General features: G+C 68.3%; 8 protein-coding genes and 2 pseudogenes. 9 read left to right on the top strand and 1 reads right to left on the bottom strand.

Translation table 11 applies throughout. From position 1 onward, the window contains the following. Positions 1-5: 5 nt before the first annotated feature. The 9 genes and pseudogenes from ACTHJ1_RS03005 to ACTHJ1_RS02965 all read left to right on the top strand — a co-directional run bounded on the left by ACTHJ1_RS03005 (position 6) and on the right by ACTHJ1_RS02965 (position 14,392). Positions 6-1,265 (top strand): beta-ketoacyl-ACP synthase, encoded by a 1,260-nt coding sequence (locus ACTHJ1_RS03005; RefSeq protein WP_440187454.1) that lies wholly within the window; start codon positions 6-8, stop codon positions 1,263-1,265. Beyond that, positions 1,262-1,735 carry an ApeP family dehydratase gene (locus ACTHJ1_RS03000; RefSeq protein WP_440187451.1) on the top strand — a complete coding sequence of 158 codons (474 nt, stop codon included), beginning with the start codon at positions 1,262-1,264 and terminating at the stop codon, positions 1,733-1,735. Before ACTHJ1_RS03005 ends, ACTHJ1_RS03000 begins: the two co-directional genes overlap by 4 nt. Then, a complete protein-coding gene (fabG, locus tag ACTHJ1_RS02995; protein WP_440187448.1) occupies positions 1,732-2,475 on the top strand; it encodes a 3-oxoacyl-ACP reductase FabG in 744 nt (247 codons plus the stop codon). Before ACTHJ1_RS03000 ends, fabG begins: the two co-directional genes overlap by 4 nt. Then, entirely contained in the window at positions 2,475-3,701 is a 1,227-nt protein-coding gene (locus tag ACTHJ1_RS02990) for a beta-ketoacyl-ACP synthase (RefSeq protein WP_440187445.1), read from the top strand. The genes fabG and ACTHJ1_RS02990 overlap by 1 nt, the downstream gene beginning before the upstream one ends. 14 nt (positions 3,702-3,715) lie before the next feature. Then, positions 3,716-4,174 carry a GatB/YqeY domain-containing protein gene (locus ACTHJ1_RS02985; RefSeq protein WP_440187442.1) on the top strand — a complete coding sequence of 153 codons (459 nt, stop codon included), beginning with the start codon at positions 3,716-3,718 and terminating at the stop codon, positions 4,172-4,174. Positions 4,175-4,269: 95 nt separating this feature from the next. Further along, positions 4,270-9,093 (top strand): annotated as a pseudogene (locus ACTHJ1_RS02980) (tetratricopeptide repeat protein); the annotation flags it as partial. A gap of 594 nt (positions 9,094-9,687) precedes the next feature. Further along, a pseudogene (locus tag ACTHJ1_RS02975) lies at positions 9,688-9,972 on the top strand (glycosyltransferase family 9 protein); the annotation flags it as partial. A 6-nt stretch (positions 9,973-9,978) separates the two neighbouring features. Continuing rightward, positions 9,979-11,499 (top strand): tetratricopeptide repeat protein, encoded by a 1,521-nt coding sequence (locus tag ACTHJ1_RS02970; protein WP_440187555.1) that lies wholly within the window; start codon positions 9,979-9,981, stop codon positions 11,497-11,499. Positions 11,500-11,506: 7 nt separating this feature from the next. Beyond that, a complete protein-coding gene (locus ACTHJ1_RS02965) occupies positions 11,507-14,392 on the top strand; it encodes a tetratricopeptide repeat protein (RefSeq protein ID WP_440187439.1) in 2,886 nt (961 codons plus the stop codon). 43 nt (positions 14,393-14,435) lie between these two features. On the opposite strand, the gene ACTHJ1_RS02960 is transcribed toward ACTHJ1_RS02965, so the two are convergent. Further along, a partial coding sequence (locus tag ACTHJ1_RS02960) for a DinB/UmuC family translesion DNA polymerase (RefSeq protein ID WP_440187436.1) occupies positions 14,436-14,907 on the bottom strand: 472 nt, incomplete at its 5' end.

The following is a 14,907-nucleotide window of genomic DNA, read 5'->3' as shown; positions in this document are numbered from 1 at the left end:
TGTTCATGTCCCCCGCGGATGACGGCGCGCGGCGCCACGGGGGCATCATGAAAGCCGCGACATCTGCCGGGTGGCTGAGCCGCCCCGGCGTGGTCTGCGCGCTGGGCGAAAGCCTGGCCGACGTTGCACGGGGGCTTTACGCCGGCGACACCTCGGGCATGCAGGCCAGCGATGCCTGGATTCACGGCCGCACCACAGTGGTGGGTTCCTGCGCCGGTTCGCTGCCCGCCTGGCCCGAAGGTCTGGCCGCGCATCAGCGCAGCCGCAACAACCAGCTGCTGCTGGCCGCCGCGCAGCAGATCGAACCCGCGCTGCGCCAGGCGATTGCGCGCCACGGCGCGCATCGCGTGGGCGTGGTGCTGGGCACCAGCACGTCCAGCATCAACGACAATGCCGGCGCCTTCATCGCGTTGCGCGACACGGGCCGTTGGCCCGATAGCTACGACTATCGCCGCCAGGCGCTGTCGGCGCCGTCGGTCTTCCTGGCCCAATGGCTGGGCAGCGCCGGGCCGGCGCAGACCGTCTCCACCGCCTGCACATCCAGCGCGCGCGCGCTCATGACCGCGCACGCCTGGTTGCGCATGGGCATTTGCGACGCCGTGGTTTGCGGCGGCGCAGACAGCCTGTGCCGCTTCACCCTGCAGGGCTTCACCTCGCTGGGCGCCATCAGCGACACGCTCTGCAACCCCTTCTCCGCAGCACGTAAAGGTATTTCCATCGGCGAGGCGGCGGCGCTCTTTCTCATGGAGCGCGAACCCGCCGACGGCGGCAGCGTGGCGCTGCTCGGCAGCGGCGCAAGCTCCGACGCCTGGCACATGTCTTCGCCGGAACCCTCAGGCCGAGGCGCGCGCCAAGCCATGCAGACGGCGCTGCGCGAAGCCGGGATGCAGGCGGCCGACATCGGCTGGGTCAATCTGCACGGTACCGGCACCGAGCTGAACGACGCCATGGAGAGCCTGGCGATGCAGGCCCTCTTTCCCGACCGCGGCGTTCCCTGCGCCTCGACCAAGGCTCTGACGGGACACGCCTTGGGCGCCGCGGGCGCGCTGGAAGCCGTCCTGGCCTGGATCACCCTGACACCCGAATACGCCGCCCGCCCGCTGCCTGCGCACGTCTGGGACGGCCAGGCCGACCCGACTCTGCCCGCACTCGATTTCAGCGGCGCCGGACAGCGCTATGCGCCAGGCAAGCGCCGCGTCGCCATGAGCAACTCCTTCGCCTTCGGCGGCAACAACACCAGTCTCATTCTGGGAGCCGCATCATGACGCCGGCCGCGCCGGATCTGCCCATGCCCGCATCTGCGCTACTGCCGCACTCGGGCGACATCGTCCTGCTCGACGACATCGTGTCGTGCGACGACGAGACCCTGGCGGCGAGCGCCACCGTGCGGCCCGGCCTCTTCAGCCTGGCCGACGGCAGCCTGCCGCCCTGGGCGGGGCTCGAAATTCTGGCCCAGGCAGTGGCGGCCTGGTCCGGCCGGCAGTCCCTCCTGGCAGGCCAGCCGGCGCGCATGGGCTTTCTGCTCGGCACGCGCCACTACGAATGCCGCGTCGACGCCTTTGCGCCCGGCGCCGCGCTGACCGTCCAGGTCACGCGTGCGCTGCAGGACGACAGCGGCATGGGTATTTTCGAAGGCCGCATTCTGCAAGACGGGCGTGAAATCGCGCACGCCCGGCTGAACGTCTATCAACCCGGCGACATATCAAGCTATACGCAGGAAATCGAACCCGCATGAGCGAACCCGTGAACACGCCCACCGTCCTCGTCACCGGATCCAGCCGCGGCATAGGCCGCGCCATTGCCCTGGCGCTCGCCGCCGCCGGCTACGACCTGGTGCTGCACTGTCGCAATCGCATGGATCAGGCGCAAGCCGTGCGCGACGACATCCTCGCGCTGGGCCGCCAGGCCCGCATTCTGAGCTTCGACGTCGCCGACCGCGCGCAGTGCAGGCAAGCGCTAGAGACCGACGTCCAGGCGCACGGCGCCTACTACGGCGTCGTCCTGAATGCCGGCCTGACCCGCGACGGCGCTTTCCCCGCGCTGAGCGGCGACGACTGGGACCTGGTTCTGCGCACCAACCTAGACGGCTTCTACAATGTGCTGCACCCGCTGACCATGCCCATGGTGCGGCGACGCGCGCCGGGCCGCATCGTCTGCATCGCGTCCGTCTCGGGCCTGACGGGCAACCGCGGCCAGGTCAACTACAGCGCGTCCAAGGCCGGCGTCATCGCCGCGGCCAAGTCCCTGGCCATCGAGCTGGCCAAACGGCAAATCACCGTCAATTGCGTAGCCCCAGGCCTGATCGAAACCGACATGATCGACGACAATGTCCCCGTGGACGAAATTCTCAAACTCATTCCCGCCCAACGCATGGGCCGGCCCGACGAAGTCGCCGCCGCCGTGGCCTTTCTGATGTCGCCCGCCGCGGCCTACATCACGCGTCAGGTGCTGGCGGTCAACGGAGGGCTATGCTGATGCAGCGCGTCGTCGTAACGGGCATGGGCGGCATCTGCGCGCTGGGGCAGGACTGGCCGTCGATCGCGGCCGCCTTCGACGCCGGCCGCAACGCCGTGCGCGTCATGTCCGACTGGGACCGCTATGCCGAACTCAATACCCGTCTGGCGGCGCCCATCCCCGAATTCGAGGTTCCGGGGCACTGGACGCGCAAGCAGCTGCGCAGCATGGGCCGCGTCTCGCAGTTGTCGGTGTACGCCGCCGAGCGCGCGCTGACCGACGCGGGCCTCATCGACAACCCCGACATCGCAGACGGCCGCATGGGCGTCGCCTGCGGCTCGTCGACGGGCAGCACCGCCGAAATACGCGCCTTCGGCAACATGCTGCTCAACGGCGTCACCGACGACCTCAACGCCAATTCCTATGTGCGCATGATGCCGCACACCACCGCGGCCAATATCGGCATCTTCTTCGGCCTGAAAGGCCGCATCATCCCCACCTCCAGCGCCTGCACCTCGGGCAGCCAGGGCATCGGCTATGCCTACGAAGCCATCCGCTACGGCCGCCAGGCGCTCATGCTGGCCGGCGGCGCCGAAGAGCTCTGCCCCAGCGAGGCCATCGTCTTCGACGCCCTCTACGCCACCAGCCAGCGCAACGACGCGCCCGAGCTCTCGCCGCGCCCCTACGACAGCCGGCGCGACGGCCTGGTGATCGGCGAAGGCGCCGGCATGCTGGTGCTCGAATCGCTGGACCATGCGCTGGCGCGCGGGGCGCGCATCCATGCCGAGATCGTCGGCTTCGGCAGCAACTCCGACGGCAGCCACATCACCCGGCCCGAAGCCGCCACCATGCGCGTCGCCATGGAGCAGGCCCTAAACGACGCGCAACTGCCGCCCGAGGCCGTCGGCTACGTCAACGGCCACGGCACGGCCACCGAGCACGGCGACATCGCCGAAACCCAGGCCACTCAGGCGGTCTTCGGTCCGCGAGTGGCCATCAGCTCGCAGAAAAGCTATCTGGGCCACACGCTCGGCGCCTGCGGCGCGCTCGAATCGTGGTTCAGTATCGAGATGCTCAAGCACGACCGCTACATCGCCACGCTAAACCTCACCGAGGTCGATCCGCGCTGCGGCGAGCTCGACTACATCGTCGACGGCCCGCGCCGGGCCAGCCACGAATACGTCATGAACAACAATTTCGCCTTCGGCGGCATCAACACCTCGTTGATCTTCCGCCGCTGGGCCTGACACCGAGGACCTTCATGAGCACTTCCCTCAAGACCCGCATCGCCGACGACATCAAGACTGCCATGCGCGCCAAGGACACAGCCCGCCTGGGGACGCTGCGCTTCCTTTCGGCCGCACTCAAGCAGAAGGAAGTCGACGAACGCCGCGAATTGTCCGATGCTGAAGTCACCGCCATCATCGAGAAACAGGTCAAGCAGCGCCGCGAGTCCATCGCCGCGTTCGAGCAGGCCGGTCGCACGGAAAGCGCCGACCAGGAAAAGGCGGAGCTGTCCGTGCTGCAGGAATTCCTGCCGCAGGCCGCCTCGCCCGAAGAAGTCGCCGCCGTCATCGACAAGGCGCTGACCGAGGTCGCCGCGCAAGGCGTGAGCGGCCCGGCCGCCATGGGCCGCGCCATGGCCATCGTCAAGCCTGCCCTGGCGGGCCGCGCCGACATGGCCGAGGTGTCCAAGCTGCTCAAGGCCAAATTGGGCTGAAGCCCGAGCAAGCGAAGCGCCGCGCCGTACTTCGCCGGATCGAATCGCGCGGGCGCAGGGTAATCTGCGGACATATCCCTCCGAATAGCGCTTAGATGAACACGCAGGCTGAAAACGGCTCTCCCTCCACCGCACCGCCGCGGGCCGGCGATGCGGCAGCGTCCGTCAGACAAGGTTTTCAGCTGGCCGGGCAGCAGCGTTTCGGCGAAGCCGTCGCCTGCTTCGATCGGGCGGTCGCACTCGAGCCCCATTTCGCCGAGGCCTGGATCGGCCGCGGCATCGCGCTCTTCTATCTCGGCCGCGTCGAAGAAGCCGTATACAGCTACGACCGCGTGCTGGCGCTCAAACCCGACGCCGAGGCGTACAACAGCCGCGGCCTGGCCCTCTACACCCTGGACCGACTCGACGAGGCGGTAGCCAGCTACGACCGGGCCCTCGCACTCAAGCCCGACGCCCAGGCGTTCAACATCCGCGGCATGGCTTTGCACAAGCTGGGCCGGTTCGACGAAGCCGTGGCCAGCTACGACAGGGCGTTGGCGCTCGCGCCCGATTACGCCGAAGTCCTCAACAGCCGGAGCACCGCGCTCGCAAAGCTCGAGCGTTACGACCAGGCTCTGGCAAGCATCGACCAGGCCATCGCCCTTGGCGCGGGTTCCGCCGAGGTCTGCCTGATCGTCGGCGTCGAACTGCACAACGGCGGCCGTTTCGACGACGCCCTGGCCTGCTACGACCGTGCGCTCGCGCTCAGACCCGATTACGCCGACGCGCATTTCCACCGCGCCCTGATACGCCTGGCCGCAGGCGACTTCGCGCGCGGCTTCGAAGACTATCGCTGGCGTTTTCGCATCGAGGACGAACGGCGGCGCCCGTCCCGGCCCGAGGGCATCGCCTGCCCCGACTGGGAAGGCGAACCGCTTGCCGGCAGGCGCCTGGTGATCTTCGTCGAGCAAGGCTATGGCGATGCCCTGCAATTCGTGCGCTACGTACCGATGGCCGTCGCGCGCGGCGCGCAGGTCACCGTGTTCGCGCCCGCGCCGCTGCTCACGCTGCTGCGCGCGTCCTTGCCGGGCGTCGAGGTCACCGACACCCTGTCCAGGAATGCCGTTTTCGACTTTCAGGCGCCCATGCTCGACCTGCCTCGGCTGTTCGGCACGACATTGGACACCGTTCCCGCGCAGGTGCCGTATCTGCTGGCCGACCGCACCGCGGCGGCTTCGTGGGCGCAGCGGCTGGCCACCGCGCCCGGTCCGGCACGGGCCGATCTCAACGTGGGTCTGGTGTGGGCCGGCAGCAGCCGTCTGCCCGACATCGACGCGCGCCGCAGCCTCAAACTCGCGCAGCTCGCCCCGCTCGCCGCCGTTGCCGGCATCCGATTCATCAGCCTGCAGATCGGCGAGCCGGCCGACGAAGCGAAGACGCCGCCTCCCGGCCTTGAACTGATCGACTGGACGAGCGAGATACGCGATTACGCCGACACCGCAGCGCTGGTCGCCGGCCTGGACCTGATCATTACCGTCGACACGTCCGTCGCGCATCTGGCCGGAGCATTGGGCAAACCGGTCTGGATCCTGTCGCGCTACGACGGCTGCTGGCGCTGGCTGATGGGCCGCCAAGATAGTCCCTGGTACCCGACCGCGCGTCTGTTTCATCAACCCACGCTGGGAGACTGGGACTCGGTCATCGCACACGTCGCAGCAGCGTTGAAGGCGTACGCCGCGCCGCACACCTCCCCGCCGGCCGCGCCCGCCCCCCACCCGGCCGGCGACGCGATAGCGCTGGTCAGGCAAGGCCTGCAACTGACCGAACAGCAGCATTTCGATGAAGCGCTGGCAAGGTTCGACAAAGCCAGCCTTCTCGCGCCCGATCTCGCCGAGGCGCTGATCTGCCGCGGCATCGTCCTCGCCCATCTCGGGCGCCTGGACGAGGCAGTGACCAGCTACGACCGCGTGCTCGCGCTCAAGCCCGACGCCGACACCTTCAACAACCGCGGCGCGGCCCTGTATGGGCTCGGCCGATTCGACGAGGCGGCCGCCAGCTACGGCGACGCGCTGGCGCTACGACCCGACGCGGAGACGTTCAACCGCCGCGGCGCGGCCCTGTACAAGCTAGGCCGCTACGATGATGCGCTGGCCAGCTACGACGGCGCGCTGGCGCTCAAGCCCGATTACGCCGACATCTTCGCCAGCCGCAGCGCCGCACTCGTGAAGCTGGCGCGCTACGACGAAGCGCTGGCCAGCATCGACAGGGCGATCGCGCTCGGATCGGGTTCCGCCGAAATCTGCCAGGGCATCGGCCTGGGCTTTCATCATCTGGGACGGCTCGACGACGCCCTGGCCTGCTACGACCGCGCGCTGGCGCTCGAGCCCGATCGTGCCGACACGCGCTACAACCGCGCCGTGACGCTGCTGCGTGCCGGCGACCTGGCGCGCGGCTTCGAGGCCTATCGCTGGCGTTTTCGCATCGACGGGGCGCGGCCCACCCGGCCCGACTGGCTCACCTGCCCCGACTGGGAAGGCGAACCGATCGCCGGCAAGCGGCTGGTGGTCTTTGTCGAGCAAGGCTATGGCGACACGCTGCAATTCGTCCGCTATGTGCCGATGGCGCAAGCCCGGGGCGCACACGTCACGCTTTTCGTTCCGCCGGGGCTGACCCGGCTGCTTCGCGCATCGCTGCCCGGCGTCGATGTCGTGGATCGCCTGCCCGAGACGGCCGTCTTCGACTACCAGGCGCCGATGCTCTGCCTGCCGCGAATCTTCGGCACCACGCTGGAGACGATTCCCGCCGCGACGCCGTATCTTCTGACCGACCCGACGGCGACGGCATCGTGGGCGCGGCGGCTGGCCGCAGTGCCCGGCCTGACGCGGCCCGACCTGAACGTGGGCCTGGTGTGGGCTGGCGGCAGGGAGCAGTCGTACGACGCACGACGCAGCCTGAAACTCGATCAACTTGCTCCGCTTGCAGCCGTTGCCGGCGTTCGGTTCTTCAGCCTGCAACTGGGCAAGCCGGCCGACGAAGCGAAGACGCCGCCTGACGGGCTCGACCTGGTCGACTGGACTGCCGAACTCAACGACTTCGCCGACACCGCCGCGCTGGTCGCCAACCTGGATTTGGTCATCTCCGTCGACACCTCGGTGGCGCACCTGGCCGGCGCGTTGAACAAGCCGGTCTGGATCCTGTCGCGCCACGACGGCTGCTGGCGCTGGTTGATGCATCGCCAAGACAGCCCGTGGTACCCCACGGCGCGCTTATTTCATCAATCCGCAGCGCAGCAGTGGGAGCCGGTCATTGCTCGGGTCGCCCAGGCGTTGAGCGAGTTCTCGGCCCAGCGCGCAGCGCCGCAACCCGACACCGGCGATCTCCCCGCCCCGATCCCGCCCCGCAGCGACGACGATGCAGTGGAATTCGCCAGATACGGTCTGCAGCTGAACTATCGCCGGCGCTTCGATGAAGCGGTGGCGAATTTCGACAGGGCCCTCGCGCTCGATCCCGATTTTGCCGAAGCCTGGATCAGCCGCGGCATCGCGCTCTTCGCGCTCGGGCGATTCGGCGAGGCGGCGTCCAGCTACGGCCGTGCACTGGCGCTGCGGCCCGACGCCGACATATTCAGCATCCGCGGCCTGGCCTTTTACATGCTTGGCCGGCTGGACGATGCGATAGCAAGCTATGACCAGGCGCTGGCGCTACAGCCGGATCACGCCGAAGCGCAGTTGAATCGCGCCCAGGCGCTGCTGCGCGCGGGCGACCTGGCGCGCGGCTTCGAGGCCTATGCGTGGCGCTTCCGGATCGACGAGCGGCCTGCCCGGCCCGACTGGCTTGCCTGCCCCGAATGGCAAGGCGAACCGATCGCCGGCAAGCGCTTGCTCATTTTTCACGAACAGGGCTTCGGCGACAGCCTGCATTTTGTCCGCTACGTGCCGATGGCGCTTGCGCGCGGCGCGCACGTCACCGTGTTCGTTCCGCCGGTGCTGGCCCGACTGCTGCGCGCTTCGCTGCCCGGCGTCGAGGTGGTGGACGGCCTGCCCAGGAACGCCGTGTTCGACTTCCAGGCGCCCATGCTCGGTCTGCCGCAGATCTTCGGCACGACGCTGGACACGATCCCCGCCGACATCCCTTACCTGACTGTCGATCAGACCGCGGCGGCGGCCTGGACGCGGCGGCTCGAAGCGCTGCCGGGATGCAAGATCGGACTGGTGTGGGCCGGAGGCAGGGACCGGGCCTACGACGAATACCGCAGCCTCACGCTTGCCCAGTTCGCGCCGCTCGCGGCCGTTGCCGGCGTGCAATTCATCAACCTGCAGCTGGGCGAGTCGGCCGCGCAGGCAAAAACGCCGCCCGCCGGCCTGAAACTGATCGATTGGACGGACGAGATCGGCGACTACGCCGACACCGCCGCGCTGGTTGCCGGCCTGGACCTGGTCGTCACCGTCTGCACGTCGGTGGCGCATCTTGCCGGTGCGCTGGGCAAACCGGTCTGGATCCTGCTGCATGAAGGCTGCTGCTGGCGCTGGCTGATGAACCGGGATGACAGCCCTTGGTACCCGAGCGCACGTCTTTTCCGCCAGCCGGCGGTCGGACAATGGACTCCTGTCGTCGCCGAGGTCGCCGCGGCGTTGCAGGCGTTCGCGTCGGCCTGTGCACCGTCTGCGCCGGATTCCGCGCAGGCCTGCCGCGGCATGGGGCTGGCGCTTTATCGCCGCGGGCAGCTCGAGGACGCGCTGGTCCACTACGATCGCGCGCTGGCGCTCGAACCCGACGCCGATACGTTCAATGCGCGCGGCGCAGCCTTGTATGAACTGGGCCGATGCACCGAGGCGATAGCCAGCTACGACCATGCGCTGGCGCTCGAGCCGGATCGCGCCGAGACCCGGTGGAACCGTGCGCGGGCGCTGCTGCGGGCCGGCGATCTGGCGCGCGGTTTCGACGCCTATCGCCAGTGCATGGAGCGCTACGGGAATCTGTCCGCATTTGCATGCCCCCTCTGGCAAGGCGAATCGCTGGCCGGCAAGCGGCTGCTGATCTTCTCTGAATACGGCCATGGCGACACCCTGCAGTTCGTGCGCTATGTACCGATGGCGCTTGCGCTCGGCGCGCGCATCACCTTGCTGGTCGAACCGGTCTTGCTGGAGTTGCTGCGCGCCTCGCTGCCCGGCATCGAGGTCGTCGACAGCCTGCGCAGCAACACCGTGTTCGACTTTCAGGTCGCACTGCTTTGCCTGCCTTCGCTTTTCGGCACTGCCCTGGACACGATACCGGCGCAAACACCGTACCTGATTGCCGATAAGGCCGCGACGGCGGCCTGGGCGCATCGGCTGGCGGCTTTGCCCAGTCTGGCGCGGCCCGAACTGAATGTAGGCGTGGTGTGGGCGGGCGGCAAGGACCGGTCGTACGATGCGCGTCGCAGCCTGACTCTCGCGCAACTCGCTCCGCTCGCAGGCATGTCCGGCGTGCGTTTCATCAGCCTGCAGCTGGGCGAGGCGGCCGGGCAAGCCAGGACACCGCCGCCCGGGCTCGAGCTGATCGACTGGACCAGCGAAATAAACGACTTCGCCGACACCGCCGCGCTGGCCGTCAACCTGGATCTGATCATCACCGTCGACACGTCGGTGGCGCATCTTGCCGGCGCGCTGAACAAACCGGTCTGGATCCTGTCGCGCTACGACGGCTGCTGGCGCTGGCTGCTCGATCGCAACGACAGCCCCTGGTATCCGACCGCCCGCCTGTTCCGTCAATCCGCGAGCGGCGCATGGGAGCCCGTCATCGCGGATCTTGCGACGGCGCTGCGGGAACTGGCGTCGGTCCCTGCAATGCCGGCGCCGGCGGCCGATGACGCCGCGGCGCTCATCAATCATGGCGTTCAACTGGCCTACCAGCAACGTTTCGACGAGGCCCTGGCTTGCTTTGACGGCGCCATCGCCCTGCAGCCCGGCCTCATCGAGGCCTTTCTCAATCGCGGCATCGCGCTCTTTTATCTGGGCCGCGTCGACGATGCCGTCACCAGCTACGATCATGCGCTGGCGCTCGAACCCGATTGGCCCGAAGCGCTCAACCAGCGCGCTGCCGCGCTGGCTCGACTGCAGCGTTTCGAACCGGCGCTGGAGAGCGCCGATCGGGCGATCGCCCTCGGATCGGGCTCCGCGGAGGTCTGCGAAGCGATCGGCCTGGCGCTGTATCGCCTCGATCGCTTCGACCAGGCGCTGGCCTGCTACGACCGCGCGCTGACGCTCGAACCGGAACGGGTCGACGCGCTGCGCAGCCGCGGCGTGATCCTGGACACGCTAGGCCGATGCGACGAAGCGCTGGCTGGCTACGATCGCGTGCTGGCGCTGGAACCGGATCACGCCCAGACGCAATGGAACCGCACCCGGGTCCTGCTGCGCGCCGGCGACCTGGCCCGTGGGTTCGAGGCGTATCGCCGATGCCTGCGGCGCTACGGTGAGCCGTCCGCGCTTGCGTGCCCCGAATGGCAGGGCGAGCCGCTGGCCGGCAAGCGGCTGGTCATCTTCTCCGAACACGGCTACGGCGATACCCTGCAGTTCGTCCGTTATGCGCCGATGGCGGCCGCGCTCGGTGCCCATGTCACCGTGCTCGTGCGGCCGGCGCTGACCCGGCTGCTGCGCGCCTCGTTGCCCGGCATCGAGGTCGTCGACAGTCTGCCCGGTGCGGCCGCCTTCGACTACCAGGTCGCCCTGCTCTGCCTGCCGGCGCTTTTCGGCACGACGCTGAACTCGATCCCCGCCGCAATACCGTATTTGCATGCCGATCAGGCCGCGACGCGAAGCTGGACCCGGAGGCTGGCGGCTTTGCCAGACCTGATGCAGCCCGGCCTTGCGCGGCCCGATCTGACGCAGCCCGTTCTCAAAGTCGGTCTGGTCTGGGCCGGCAACAAAGAAAGAGCCAACGATGCGCATCGCAGCCTCAGACTCGACCAGTTTGCGGCGCTCGCGCGCGTTGCGGGCGTGCAGTTCGTCAGCCTGCAACTGGGCGAGCCGGCCGCGCAAGCGAAGACGCCGCCCGCCGGCCTCGATCTGGTCGATTGGACGGGCGAGCTCGGCGACTACGCCGACACCGCCGCGCTGGTCTCGGGTCTGGACCTGGTGATTTCAGTCTGCACGTCGGTGGCGCATCTGGCCGGCGCGCTGGGCAAACCGGTCTGGATTCCCTTGCATTACGACAGCTGCTGGCGCTGGCTGCTCGGCCGCGAGGACAGCCCCTGGTATCCCACCGCGCGTCTTTTCCGGCAGCCCGCCTTCGGGGCGTGGGAGCCCGTCATGGCCCAACTCGCAGCGGCGTTGAGCACGTTTGCGTCCAAGAACGTTCCCGATTAGCCGCCTTATGAATACCCAGGTCACCGACGCGATCGCGCTCGTCCGGCAAGGCATCGAGCTGGCGGGCCAGCAGCGACTGAACGAAGCCGTCGCGAGCTTCGATGGCGCCATCGCCCTCAAGCCCGACTTCCTCGAAGCCCTGCTCTTGCGCGGCATCGTTCTCTTCGATCTCGGACGCCACGAAGACGCGGTGGCCAGCTACGATCGCGTGCTGGCGTTCCAACCCGACGCCCAGGCCTACAGTTGCCGCGGCCTGGCCCTGTACAGCCTTGGCCGGTTTGCCGAGGCCGTGGCCAGCTACGACCATGCGCTCGAACTGCAACCCGATGCCGAGGCCTTCGACACGCGCGGCGCGGCCTTATACAGACTAGGCCGGCTCGACGAGGCGGTGGTCAGCTACGATCGCGCGCTCGCACTCAAGCCCGACGCCGACATCTTCACCCGGCGCGGCGCGGCCCTGCACGACCTGGGCAGGTTCGGCGAAGCGGTGGCCAGCTACGACCGCGCGCTCGCGCTCAAGCCCGATTACGTCGAAGCCCTCAATAGCCGCGGCGTGGCGCTCGATAATCTGCGGCGGCATGACGAAGCGCTGGCCAGCTACGACCGCGCACTCGCGCTCAAGCCGGATCACGCCAAGACGCATTGGAATCGGTCCTTGGTGCTGTTGCGCCAGGGCGATCTGAGAAACGGTTTCGAGGCCTATCGCTGGCGCTTCCTGGCCAACGAAGCGCCGCGCACCGCATTCGCGTGTCCGGAATGGCAGGGCGAGCCGCTGGCCGGCAAGCGACTGGCGATCTATCACGAACAAGGTTACGGCGACACCCTGCAATTCGTGCGCTATGTGCCGATGGCCGTCGCGCTGGGCGCGCAGGTCACTCTGCTGGTTCCCCAAGCGCTGACCCGACTGATGCGCGCGTCGCTGCCCGGCGTCGAGGTAGCGACCTATGTGTCCGACCAGGCCGTCTTCGATTTTCACGCACCGATGCTCTCGCTTCCGGCGATGTTCGGCACGACGCTGGACACCATACCGGCCCGCACGCCCTACCTGATCGCCGATCGGGCCGAGGCGGCAGGCTGGGCGCAGCGGCTGGCAGCTCTCCCCGGCCCGACGCGGTCCGACCTCAAGGTGGGCCTGGTGTGGGCCGGCGGCAAGAAAATGCCCATCGCAGATGCGCGGCGCAGCCTGAAGCTCGCGCAGTTCGCTCCGCTTGCCGCCGTTCCCGGCGTCCGATGGATCAGCCTGCAGATCGGCGAGCCCGCCGAAGAAGCCAGGACGCCGCCCGCCGGATTGGAATTGATCGATTGGACGAGCGAGATACGCGATTACGCCGATACCGCGGCGCTGGTGGCTGGCCTGGACCTGGTCATCACCGTCGACACGTCGGTGGCGCATCTGGTGGGCGGACTGGGCAAGCCGGTCTGGATTCTGTCGCGCTATGACGGCTGCTGGCGCTGGCTGCTCGATCGCAACGACAGCCCCTGGTATCCGACCGCGCGCCTATTCCACCAACCGGCCCTGGGCCAGTGGGAGCCGGTCGTCGCCGAGCTCGCCACGGCATTGCAGGCATTCTCTTCCCGGCATGGGACCTGCGGCGCGCCGACTGCGGCGAGTCCGCGTCGTACCGCCGACGCCGTCGCGATCCTCAATCGCGGCGTGCAACTGGCCGCGCAGCAGCGCTATGACCAGGCCCTGGCCGATTTCGATGCCGCGATCGCCCTGGACGACGGCTTGGCCGAGGCGTTCAACAACCGGGGCACGGCCTTGTACAAGCTGGACCGCTTCGACGAGGCAGCGGCCAGCTACGGCCGTGCGCTCGCGCTCAAGCCCGACGCCGAAACATTCGGCAGCCGCGGCCTGGCGTTGCACATGGGGCGTAGGCTCGACGAGGCGCTGGCCAGCTACGACAGCGCGCTCGCGCTCGAACCCGACTACGCCGAAGCGCATTACAACCGCGCCCTGACGCTGCTGCGCGCCGGCGATCTGGCGCGCGGCTTCCAGGCCTATCGCTGGCGCTTCCGCATCCATGAAGCGCGGCCTGCGATCGCCTGCCCCGAATGGGAAGGTGAACCGCTTGCCGGCAAACGGCTGGTGATTTTTCATGAGCAGGGCGCCGGCGACAGCCTGCAGTTCGTGCGCTACGTGCCGATGGCTGCCGCGTTCGGCGCGCATGTCACCTTGCTCGTTCCCCCGGTTCTGACCCGGCTGCTGCGCGCCTCGCTGCCCGGCATCGACGTCGTCGACCGTCTGCCCGACAGCGCCGTCTTCGATTTTCAGGTGCCAATGCTTTCCCTGCCGGCCGTCTTGGGCACGACCCTGGACACGATCCCTGCCGACGTCCCGTACCTGGCCGCCGATCGGGTAGAAGCGCAGGCCTGGGCGCAGCGCCTGGCGGCCGCGCGGCCCGGCCTGAACGTGGGGCTGGTATGGGCGGGCAGCAGCAAGCCGGCGTCCTACGACGGCCGACGCAGCCTGAAGCCCGCGCAACTGACCCCGCTTGCGGCCGTTTGCGGCATCCGCTGGATCAGCCTGCAGATCGGCGAGCCCGCCGAAGAAGCCAGGAAGCCGCCCGCCGAATTTCATGTGATCGATTGGACGAACGAGATACGGGACTATGCCGATACCGCGGCCCTGGTTGTCAACCTGGACCTGGTCATCACGGTCGACACATCCGTCGCGCATCTGGCCGGCGCGCTCGGCCGGCCCGTCTGGATTCTGTCGCGCTACGACGGTTGCTGGCGCTGGCTGCTCAACCGCGGCGACAGTCCGTGGTATCCCACGGCGCGCTTGTTCCATCAACCCGCGATGGGAGACTGGCAATCCGTGATTGCCGACGTTGCGGCTGCCTTGCAGGCACTGGTATGTGGGAAAACAGCGAGTCGGTCCGAGCCGTAGTGAAGAGGCGCGTCACGCCTGCGCCCAGGCGGCTTTCCGACTTTCAAAACAGGTCCGCCTGCTGCCCCGCTCCAACCTCTTCGATGAAGTTGCTCAACCCCACGCCGGCAAGCCTGTAAAGCGTATAGGGCGGCAGCGTGACGCGTTCGCGCATGCCCAGCACCCATTGCGCCAGCTCCTGCGCCGAGGCCACGGCCTGCGGCTGCGTGTGGCTGCGGGTCAGAATGCGAAAACGATCGGTCTTGAGCTTGAGCACCACCGTGCGTGCCGCCAGCCCCTTTTTGCGCGTCTGTTCCCAGGCCTTGTTCGCCAGGCGCTCGAGCGCCTCGTCCAATTGATCCAGCCGCAGATCGATCTCGAAAGTCGTCTCGGCCGACACCTGCCGAACCGCCTGATCCGGCTCGACGGGTCGATCGTCGATGCCGCGCGCCAGCTCGTACAGGCGATAGCCGTAGCGGCCGAAATGCAGCTCGAGCTCGGCCGCGGTGTGCCGCCCCAGCTCGCCCACGGTATGA

This window comes from Bordetella sp., from assembly GCF_051960075.1.
Lineage (GTDB): Bacteria > Pseudomonadota > Gammaproteobacteria > Burkholderiales > Burkholderiaceae_B > Bordetella.
Note: the sequence above shows the minus strand (reverse complement) of the source record. Positions and strands in the feature narration are given on the sequence as shown.